Raw genomic sequence first — 4,458 nt, 5'->3', positions numbered from 1 at the left:
AAGGAAGGGCAACGGCCTACCATTCCATCCCCAGGAACACGCAGGGCATCATCAGCCGAACGAATCGGCGGTTCACGAAGGCATGCCATTGCCGCCGATACGGCGTCCTCGCGGCCTGGTGCTGTCAACTCGCCAAGGCTTCGATGCGATGGGCGGAGTTCGGGTATGTCCATGCGTAGGCCTATTCACGTAACGCTGACTGGATGAAGCGTTCGGCCTTGCCGTTAGTCTGCGGACGATACGGCCGCGTAAATTTGTGCCGGATACCCAATTCCTGGCAGGCCCGCGCAAACTCGTGCGAGCGAAATGCCGAACCGTTGTCGGTTAGCAATCGACGCACACGCACGCCGAGTCCGGCGTACCAAGCCACGGCATCGTGCAGGCATTTCACGGCACTGCCTTTCGTCTCGTCGGGATGCATCGCTGTGTAGGTAATCCGGGCATGATCGTCCACGGCGATGAACAGATACTCCCAGCCAACGCCATCGACCGTATCGCGCCGATTGCCGGTCACACGATGGCCAGAACGCGCGATACGGCCGAGCTTCTTGATGTCGATGTGCAGCAAGTTGCCCGGTGCCTCGTGTTCGTAACGCTGAACCGGTTCACGTGGTTGCAGGTCGCTCAACCGGGACAGTCCAGCACGCGCCAGCACCCGGCTGACGGTCGAGGCCGACACGCCCACCTGTCGGGCGATCTGAAGTACGAACTGGTCTATCATCAACGCTTCGCCACGCACGAGCAGACGTGGCACTCGATCAGCGAATACATCGAAATCTTCTACAGCCGGCAACGCACGCAGACACGCCTGAACTACCAAGCGCCTGTCGCGTTCACGCAGCATTTCTATCTGAATCAGATCGCTGCTTGACCCGTTGGCCTCCACGAATTCCGCCCGACCTCATGGTCGGTCATCGTGGTGGTATCGCTCGAACAAATCAGGACGGCTGCGAAAGCGGCACCGAAGGAAGAGTGTGTCGCGTCGGGGCATTGAAGACATAACTATTCTTAAACATATTTGGGATTGGTCCGAGATCAACTCATATTTTGGCTGATTCCTTGTGGCTGGGATTTTGTGGAAAATCAAACCTGCATCTATTTTCAAGTTCGATGCATTGAATTGGGCGGGGAGTTACGATGGGGCGGTTTCATTTCTAAAATTTTCTTATATAAAACTTACTCACCAAGGATGGTGTCATTTTGTCTTTGGATGTCAGTGTAATTGAGGGCTCTGAATGTTAAAAACAACACTTCACCTTATAATTTTAATGCTGTGTGGGATCTTTGTATCGCTTGGTTGCGTCGGTAATGCCTATGCTGACGATTACAATATCTCCTTGCCGGGAAAATTAACGATTAAGAGCCGGGGGGCGCAGGGGGAAATATTTGCAGCCGGAAAAGGCAATATCAATTATTTGTACTCTCCCAAAAACAACGTGAGTTTGATTGGGGATTTGCACTATTCTGGAGAGAATATAAACTATCAAGGCGCGCCCCTTGGGGTGTGGGATACCAATATTCGGGGGGTTGGGGTGGCGTACGCAGTAGTGGGGGTTCACTCTACTTGTGGTTTTGCGGGTAGCAGTCAATGTCGGTTCGTAGAATATGATCCGGATGATATTGAAGTGCTTATTTTATTAGTGAGAACTGGGGATGTTGGTTTTGGCTCCGCAAATCCTGGAGGAATTGAGTTGGTGGGTGATAATAGTTACCGTCAATACAATTTTCGTGCCAATGATGTGGAGATCGTTCCACCGACCTGTCAAATACAAACAAAAAATATCTCGGTTCAGATGGGTACGAATATCTCGACGTCGACCTTCAATGGTGTGGGGTCGGCATCGACACCGCAAGAATTTTGGGCGAAAATGACGTGCCCAGCGGGAATTCCTAATTTGTCTTATCAAATTGATCCAGCCGGTGGTTCGAGCGTCGTTGGAGACCCGAAGAACGGGATACTCTCACTGTCGAACGCAGGCGGCGCGTCGGGTGTAGGTGTCCAAATCACTAATTTCGACGATGGTAGCACTCCTGTCGGGTTGCAGGAGAGGCGATCCTTCGGTTCATTATATAACCCTGACCAAGGTGGCGATGTTTCCATCGGTTGGAAAGCCAGGTATATTCAAACCGATTCTAACGTAAAAGGTGGCGAGGCAGACGCGCAAGCAACCATTACGTTGTCGTACCAATAATCGAGAAATGTGAAAATAATTCAGCCAAAATAATAATTTGGCACGATGGGTAATCGTCTTTTTGTGAAAAAATCTGGTGGTTCGCCGCAAAGCCTTCTGTAGCAAGGCTTTGCAGTCGATTCTGACTATCGTCGACAGTCGTGACCGGGATATCCAGTAAGCTACCTACCCGCAATTTTCAATTGCGACCGTGACGGGAGACAGTAGATGCCAAGCTTGGAATTTCGGTATGTGGGGCAGGATCGCTTGCCCCCGCGACTGTCGGAGTTCAACGTCGAGCGTTACTTTGCGTTGGGCGACAGCGACTTGGCCGCGATCAGTGAACGTTTCTGGCGCGATCGCCGCTCAGGTGCCGCCATCCAACTGGTCTTTCTGCGGGCCAGCGGCCACACGCTGGATCATGTCGGGACCTTGCCACGGCAACTGCTACGCTATGTCGACGAGCGACTCGGCCTGCCGGTACCGTTGATCGCGTCGCTGCGCACGACCTACCAACGCTATAAGACTCGATACGAGCATCAGGTGTCGGCGTGCGTGCGAATACCTCGGCCTGACATCGATGGGCGCTGACCAATGGCCCGGCCTCTAAGCGTGGATGCGGCAAGATGCTGCCGAATCGCTGGCGCTCGACGAACTGGTGCAGCATGCGTACCACTGGCTGTACGAGAGGCGGCTCTTGATTCCCGCCGAGCGAATGTTACTGGACCTCGGGCGAGCGATCTGGGCGGAGGCAGAGCGTGGCCTGCTTGCGACGCTCCAGGCGACCGTCTGCGACACCCAACTGGTGCGCGCCGACCCGGTCTTGTCCACTGATATGACTTTCCGTGTCAAGTACGATCGGTTTTCAATCTCTTTCCATAGGTGTTCGAATTTCCTGAGGGCGACGTAGCAGTAATGCTCGACGGTGGATCACACTGACATACGCGGGTTGGTTACCGCATTACAGAGTTCCGTCTCATGAGCCTGCCGCTTTCTTAAAACGCAAGTCGGGGACTGCCCGTTGCGAAGTGGAGACGCGGATTGCTCGAATACCGGGCTACGCCGCCTTCAGGAAACTCCCTCCATGATCAGTTCATCGTTCATCCATATCGACCTGTCGCCGGTCTCATGCGGACTGCATGCCGCGCGGCAATGCAAGCGCCATCGCGAGTCGGGCGATGTCCCAGATGAAGCCGGCCAACTCGCGCGCAACGGCGACGACCGCGATGTTGGCATTCTTGCCGCGGGCCACGAGCTTGTGATATCGCCGGCACAGTCGCAACTGCGCATCCCATGCACGATCGATAATCGCTTTGGGGAGCCCTTCGTGTCGCTGCTGGATCTGCGGGGCAACGCGTGCCACGTGCCGATAGCTCCAGGCTGCCTCCACAAGTAGCTTGCGGGCATAGCTGTTGCCGGTCTTGGTAATGCTGCCTTGGCGTCGCTTGCCGCCCGACGAATGCTCCGAGGGCGTCACACCGAGCCACGCCATGAGCTGACGTGGGTGCGTGAAGCGCGACAGGTCACCCAGCTCCGAAACCATGCCGACAGCCGTAACAAACTGCACGCCGCGCATCGCCTGCAGAGCCAGCACCACAGGGTAAAAGCGCCAGCTGATGACTGCATCGCGCAACGCCGCCTCCAGTCGTCCACACTGCACAAGTCGATCCTCGATCGTGCGTCGATGCTCTTCAAATGCCAGTTGTTGCCACGCGTTAGCGAACGAATAGCCGCTGAGCCAGCGTCGATGCGATTCGCTCCAGTCCGCACGGCCTGTATAACCTACGCCATGTGCGAGCAGAAACGACTTCAGGCGCTGCCTGGCCTGCCGCAAATCTTCCTTGGCCACTGCCCATGCCCGGGCCAAATCCCGGAAGGCTTCGTCTTCGACAGTAGGGACGTACACGGCCGACAGGTCGCCTGCGCGAAGAGAGCGCACGAGCTTTGCGGCGTCGCGCCGGTCTGTCTTGACGCGCTCGCCGGGTTTCCTGGGAATTAGCGATGGCGCACAGACCATAGTCTCGAAGCCGCGCTCCGTCAGTTGCCGGTACAGCCCGTAGCCGCACGGACCAGCCTCATAAACCACACGCACGTGTGAAGCTTTCGACTGCAGTCGCTTGCACAGCCGATCGATCTCCGTTTGGGTTGTGCCGATCTTGCCGAGCGACTCGACCTCGCCTGCGTCGATCGCGTAGGCGACCGTAATCGATGGTGGATTCAACCGGTCGATGCAACACACTAGACGCTGCGTAAGCAGTGGAGGTGTTGCAAATGAAACAGCGGCGCA

General features: G+C 55.9%; 2 protein-coding genes, 3 pseudogenes and 1 riboswitch. Of the genes and pseudogenes, 3 read left to right on the top strand and 2 right to left on the bottom strand.

Translation table 11 applies throughout. From position 1 onward, the window contains the following. Positions 1-34 precede the first annotated feature (34 nt). A riboswitch (Fluoride riboswitch) is annotated at positions 35-102 on the bottom strand. Positions 103-184: 82 nt separating this feature from the next. Beyond that, positions 185-757: pseudogene (locus tag WS45_RS34035) on the bottom strand (DDE-type integrase/transposase/recombinase); the annotation flags it as partial. On the opposite strand from WS45_RS34035, the pseudogene WS45_RS34030 reads away from it, so the two are divergent. From WS45_RS34030 to WS45_RS36675, 3 genes and pseudogenes are all read left to right on the top strand, one after another. After that, positions 692-871, top strand: a pseudogene (locus tag WS45_RS34030) (IS3 family transposase); the annotation flags it as partial. The pseudogenes WS45_RS34035 and WS45_RS34030 overlap by 66 nt on opposite strands. A 364-nt stretch (positions 872-1,235) precedes the next feature. Next, on the top strand, positions 1,236-2,192 hold the full coding sequence (locus WS45_RS34025; RefSeq protein WP_082722019.1) for a fimbrial protein: 957 nt from the start codon (positions 1,236-1,238) through the stop codon (positions 2,190-2,192). A 207-nt stretch (positions 2,193-2,399) separates the two neighbouring features. Next, positions 2,400-2,988 (top strand): annotated as a pseudogene (locus tag WS45_RS36675) (DUF4158 domain-containing protein); the annotation flags it as partial. A gap of 309 nt (positions 2,989-3,297) precedes the next feature. Here WS45_RS36675 and WS45_RS25255 read toward each other — a convergent pair. Then, complete coding sequence (locus WS45_RS25255; RefSeq protein WP_059524188.1) at positions 3,298-4,428, bottom strand: IS110 family transposase; 1,131 nt, start codon at positions 4,426-4,428, stop codon at positions 3,298-3,300. Positions 4,429-4,458 lie beyond the last annotated feature (30 nt).

Source organism: Burkholderia sp. RF2-non_BP3 (assembly GCF_001522185.1).
Classification (GTDB): Bacteria; Pseudomonadota; Gammaproteobacteria; order Burkholderiales; family Burkholderiaceae; genus Burkholderia; species Burkholderia diffusa.
The sequence above is the reverse complement of the archived record's forward strand: the minus strand, read 5'-3'. Positions and strand labels throughout refer to the sequence as shown.

What these genes read in the sequence shown, in the direction of transcription:
- WS45_RS34025 (WP_082722019.1), top strand. Translation starts at nt 1,236, where the DNA reads ATGTTAAAAACAACACTTCACCTTATAATTTTAATGCTGTGTGGGATC.